The sequence below is a fragment of the Mycobacterium sp. TH-M25 genome (genome assembly GCF_057473665.1).
In genome coordinates this window covers 1-4,253 of the sequence record NZ_JBYCLA010000044.1, presented here as the reverse complement: position 1 = coordinate 4,253, position 4,253 = coordinate 1, and the positions used below count along the sequence as shown (strand labels likewise).

Annotated in this window: 6 protein-coding genes; all 6 read left to right on the top strand. The window is 64.6% G+C overall.

The genetic code is table 11. The features are described from left to right. A partial coding sequence (locus tag AC2VOU_RS01710) for an amidohydrolase family protein (RefSeq protein WP_486955799.1) occupies window positions 1–351 on the top strand: 351 nt, incomplete at its 5' end. A gap of 210 nt (window positions 352–561) precedes the next feature. Then, window positions 562–1,419 carry a hypothetical protein gene (locus AC2VOU_RS01705; RefSeq protein WP_486955800.1) on the top strand — a complete coding sequence of 286 codons (858 nt, stop codon included), beginning with the start codon at window positions 562–564 and terminating at the stop codon, window positions 1,417–1,419. Between the two features lie 30 nt (window positions 1,420–1,449). After that, on the top strand, window positions 1,450–1,569 hold the full coding sequence (locus AC2VOU_RS01700) for a DUF7156 family protein (RefSeq protein WP_439098178.1): 120 nt from the start codon (window positions 1,450–1,452) through the stop codon (window positions 1,567–1,569). Window positions 1,570–1,647: 78 nt separating this feature from the next. Then, a complete protein-coding gene (locus AC2VOU_RS01695; protein WP_486955798.1) occupies window positions 1,648–2,145 on the top strand; it encodes a Zn-ribbon domain-containing OB-fold protein in 498 nt (165 codons plus the stop codon). A 9-nt stretch (window positions 2,146–2,154) separates the two neighbouring features. Continuing rightward, window positions 2,155–3,690 (top strand): fatty-acid--CoA ligase FadD4, encoded by a 1,536-nt coding sequence (fadD4, locus tag AC2VOU_RS01690; protein ID WP_486955797.1) that lies wholly within the window; start codon window positions 2,155–2,157, stop codon window positions 3,688–3,690. A 16-nt stretch (window positions 3,691–3,706) separates the two neighbouring features. Next, the coding region (locus AC2VOU_RS01685) for an AMP-binding protein (protein WP_486955796.1) at window positions 3,707–4,253 on the top strand (547 nt) is incomplete at its 3' end.

Genomic DNA, 4,253 nt, shown 5'->3' with positions numbered 1-4,253 from the left:
TGGGTGCCCTACATCCTCGAGCGCACGGACTACGTCTGGGAGCGCCACCGCTACTACCAGCCGATCGACTTCGACACCCGCCCTTCGGACCTGTTCCGCAAGCACTTCTGGGGCTGCTTCATCGATGATGAGAACGGGTTGAAGAACCGGCACGCGATCGGCGTCGACCGCATCACCCTGGAGATCGACTTCCCGCATTCGGACTCCACCTGGCCGAACTCGCGCAAGCGTGCCGCCGAGGTACTCGCCGAGGTGCCTGACGACGAATGCTCGCTGATCGTCGAGGAGAACGCCCGCCGGATGCTCAACTTCCCCCGGGTGCCGGTCCGGGAGGCGGTCCTGTCGGCCTAGCCGGTGCTCGGCCGATGTCGGGCTGGCGGTGGCCGGGGACGTCGATGCACGCCGCGGCGCTTCCCCACCGGGGATGCTGCTGATAACGTCAACTAAGTTATCTATCTCGACCGTGATGGACCGAAGGCGGGAGGTCGTGTGGCCTTAGCCGAAACTCCAACGCCGCCAGCGCTCGTCGCCCCGGCGGGCACGTGGTTCTTCAACTGGGGGATGCCCATCGTCGGCGGTCTGATCATTGTCCTGGTAGTGGTTGACTCCGTCCGCCGGCGCCGGCTCACCTGGGGATTTCTGTTCCTGATCAACAGCATGCTGGTGTACTGGATGGAGACGATCGGAGACTGGGGTCAGGAACTTGTGTACAGCCCCACGTTCCGGACGCACCACCTGCTGGACTGGCTTCCGCTGAAAACCCCCCACGATCCGCTGTTCATGCCGTTCGCTTACGCGGTGTATTGGACCGTGCACGCGTTGGTGGTGCTGTGGCTGGGCGGGTTGCTGGCCAAAAAGTTCGACTGGAGCATGCTCAAAGCGATTCTCGTGCTTGCGATCCCGGTCAACTACGCGTGGGACTTCTTCGTGGAAGGCATCGCCGCGAAGATGGGATGGTGGACTTACGACCCCGGGATGGGGCCGGTGCTCCGATTCGCCAACGGAGGGCAGATCACGCTGCTGTGGACCATCGGCCTGATGTGCTTCTGGCCCAATCTGATCGCCTACTGGGCCGGCAAGCCACCGGTGCACGGGCTCAATCACTTCGAGCGCTTCTTTCGCCTCGAGCGATTCACCCGGCCCCAACCCACACCGGCGCAGACCGGCACGGGTCACATGGCTCTGAGCTCCGCCCACACCGCTACGGCGACGTTGGCGCCGGCGGCTCAGCGCCGCAGTAAGCAGCAGGAATACGACGACCTGCTGGACTACCAAGTGACCATCCCGCGCTGGAAGTTCGAGCTCGCCCGTTTCGCGTCCTGGTTCGTTGTATTCCAGGTCAGCTTCTTCGTCATGCTCGTCGCGCCGCTGGTGCTGATGCGGGTCATCACCGGCAACGACAGCATCTATGTCCCCTGACTACAGTCCGATGCTGCGAAACGAGGAACCATGACCTTTCTGCCCCCGTCTTCGCGACGTGAATTGGGCACGGAGACGATCTGTCTCGTCGGCGGCTGCCTGCTCGGCATCGTCCTGCTGGGCATCGTCGTCTACTTCACCACGGTGTGACACCGCACCTTCACTACCGCCGATCAACCGGAGGCCCACAGATCATGTTCGACCACAAGCTAGCCACGCGGAGTCACCGTGACTGACACCGCGACCGTCGGCTCGCGGTATCAGCGGCCCCAATTGCGTTTGGCCCCAACTCCAACGGACGAATCGACCCCGTTTTGGACCGGCGGGCGCGACGGCGAGTTGCTGATTTTCCGCTGCCACGGCTGCGGACACTTCTACCACCCGCCCGGACCGCTCTGTTGGCGCTGCCGAAGCTTCGACGTCGCCCCGGAGAAGGTCTCCGGCCGCGCCACGGTGGCCGCCTACACCATCAACCGCCAGCCCTGGATTCCCGGCTTCGAACCGCCCTACGTCGTCGCGATCGTCGAGCTGGCCGACGAGCCCGATGTTCGGCTGATCACCAACGTCGTCGACATCGCGGTGCAGGACATCCACGTCGGCCTCGAGGTCGAGGTGTTCTTCGAAGACTGGCCGACGGGAACCGGCGATGACGAGAGTCGGGTGTGGATTCCGTTGTTCCGCCCGGTGCGTCTGCCCGAGGCCGGTCACCACGGCAGCGACCACTGAGCTGAGCGCATGCAGATTCGTGACTGGATCGATTCCAACAAGACGGCATTGGTCCTGCATCCGTGCGGAATCCGGCTCAGCTTCGCCGAACTCGAGGCACGGGCCAACCGGCTGGCTCATTACTTCCGCCAGGCGGGCCTGCGCGAGGGCGACACCATCGCGGTGCTCATGGAGAACAACGAGCACCTGCACCCGGTGATGTGGGCGGCGCGGCGCGCCGGTCTGTACTACGCGCTGATCAACACACATCTGACCGCGGCCGAAGCCGCCTACATCGTCGCCGACAGCGGCGCAACCGCGGTCATCGGCTCGCGAGCGCTCCGGCAGGTGTGTGACGAACTGGCCCAACACCTCCGCAACGGTCTGCCGGAGCTGAGGATCCTGGTCGACGACCAACTCGAGGGCTGGCTGCGCTATCCCGACTGTGTCGCCGACCAGCCCGACACCCCGATCGCCGATGAGCGGGAAGGCGACCTGCTGCAGTACTCCTCGGGAACCACCGGACGCCCCAAAGGAATCCGGCGCGAGCTGCCGCACCTGCCTCCGGCCGAGGCCCCCAACATCTTGACCCCATTGCTGAACGCGGTCGGCATCGACGACCAGTCGGTGTATTTGAGCCCGGCACCGCTGTATCACACCGCCCCGTCATTCTGGTCCATGTCGGTGCAGGCGCTGGGCGGCACGACTGTGGTGATGGAGAAATTCGACGCCGAACAGGCGTTGGACGCCATCCAGCGTCATCGGATCACGCACGGCCAGTTCGTTCCTACGATGTTCGTCCGGATGCTCAGACTCCCTGATTCCGTGCGCAATTCGTATGACGTCTCCAGCCTGCAGCGCGTGGTCCACGCCGCCGCGCCGTGCCCGGTGGCCATCAAGCACCAGATGATCCAATGGTGGGGGCCCATCGTCGATGAGTACTACGCCTCCTCGGAGGCGGTCGGCGCGTCGTTCATCCGGGCCGATGACTGGCTGGCCCACCCCGGGTCGGTGGGCAAGCCGCTGGTCGGCGCCCCACACATCCTCGACGAGAACGGCAATGAACTTCCGCCCGGCCATACCGGTGAGATCTACTACGAGGGCGGGCATCCGTTCACCTATCTCAATGACGAGGCGAAGACCGTCGCAGCGCGCGACGCGCACGGATGGGTGACCGTCGGCGATGTCGGCTACCTCGATGATGACGGCTACCTCTACCTGACCGATCGGCGCCACCACATGATCATCTCGGGCGGTGTGAACATCTATCCGCAGGAAGCCGAGGACATGCTGATCATCCACCCGCGGGTGCTCGACGCCGCGGTGTTCGGCATCCCCGATGAGTCGATGGGTCAGTCGGTCAAAGCCGTCGTGCAAACCGTCGATCCCACCGACGCCACCGACGAGTTCGCAGAAGAACTCCTGGTTTGGCTGCGAGAACGCCTGGCGCACTTCAAGTGTCCGCGGTCGATCTCGTTCGAGGCACAGCTGCCTCGTTCGGATACCGGAAAGCTTTACAAGCACGAGCTGGTCAAGAAGTACTCCCAACGGCTTGTCGGTCGCTGAGGGCGAGTCCACACGCATGGTCACCGACACGACACAGTGGACCGGGTTCGACTACGAACCTTTGCGCGACAAGTGGTACCGCCAGGGCTGGTACTCGAGGCGCACGTGTATCGATGCGTTGCGCGATGGCGCGGCCCGGCATGGCGAGAGCCCGGTGGTTTTTATCACCGAGCAAACCGAAACCAGGTCCAGTGTCGCCGATATCCACGGCCAGGCACTGGCTGTGGCGGCGGGGCTGCAGCGGCTGGGCGTAGCGTGCGGCGACGCGGTGGCGGTCCAGCTGACCAATCGCCTCGAGTGCGCCATCGCCTACGAGGCGGTACTGCTGTGCGGGGCCGTGCTGGTCCCGATCATCCACATCTACGGTCCGCACGAGGTCGGCTTCATCCTGGGCGAAAGCGCCGCCAAGGTCCTGATCATGGCGGCGACGTCCCGGTCGACGTCGAATCTGGACCGCCTCGATGACTACGCTCGCATCGTCACCCTGCAGCACACCGTGCTCGTCGGCGCCGAATCCGGCCAGGGCTATCTGGGTTGGTCGGCACTGCCGGCGCGGTCGGCCG